Here is a 559-nt window from a genome sequence, read left to right on the forward strand (position 1 = left end):
GCGCAGAACCGTGCGCCCGATTATCTGAACGGCCTCAATCCCGAACAGCGGCTCGCTGTTGAAACGACCGAAGGCCCGGTTCTGGTGCTGGCCGGCGCCGGCACCGGCAAGACGCGGGTGCTCACCACGCGAATCGCCCACATCCTTGCCACCGGCAGGGCCTTCCCCTCGCAGATTCTCGCCGTCACCTTCACCAACAAGGCCGCGCGCGAGATGAAGCAGCGCATCGGCTTGCTGATCGGCGAGCAGAATGTCGAGGGCATGCCCTGGCTCGGCACCTTCCACTCGATCGGCGTCAAGCTGCTGCGCCGGCATGCCGAGCTTGCCGGATTGAAATCCGATTTCACCATCCTCGATACCGATGACGTGGTGCGGCTGATCAAGCAGCTGATCCAGGCCGAAAATCTGGACGACAAGCGCTGGCCGGCCAAGACCTTCGCGCAGATGATCGACAACTGGAAGAACAAGGGCCTTGGCCCCGACGAGATTCCGGAAGGCGACGCGCGCAGCTTCGGCAACGGCAAGGGGCGCCAGCTCTACAAGGCCTATCAGGAACGGC

At 63.7% G+C, this 559-nt stretch carries 1 protein-coding gene; it reads left to right on the plus strand.

The genetic code is table 11. The annotated features are described in order from the left end of the window. A partial coding sequence (locus EOA79_RS32420; RefSeq protein WP_164894093.1) for an ATP-dependent helicase occupies positions 1-559 on the plus strand: 559 nt, incomplete at both ends.

Origin of the sequence: Mesorhizobium sp. M1A.F.Ca.IN.020.03.2.1 (assembly GCF_004023205.1) — a bacterium.
GTDB lineage: Bacteria > Pseudomonadota > Alphaproteobacteria > Rhizobiales > Rhizobiaceae > Mesorhizobium.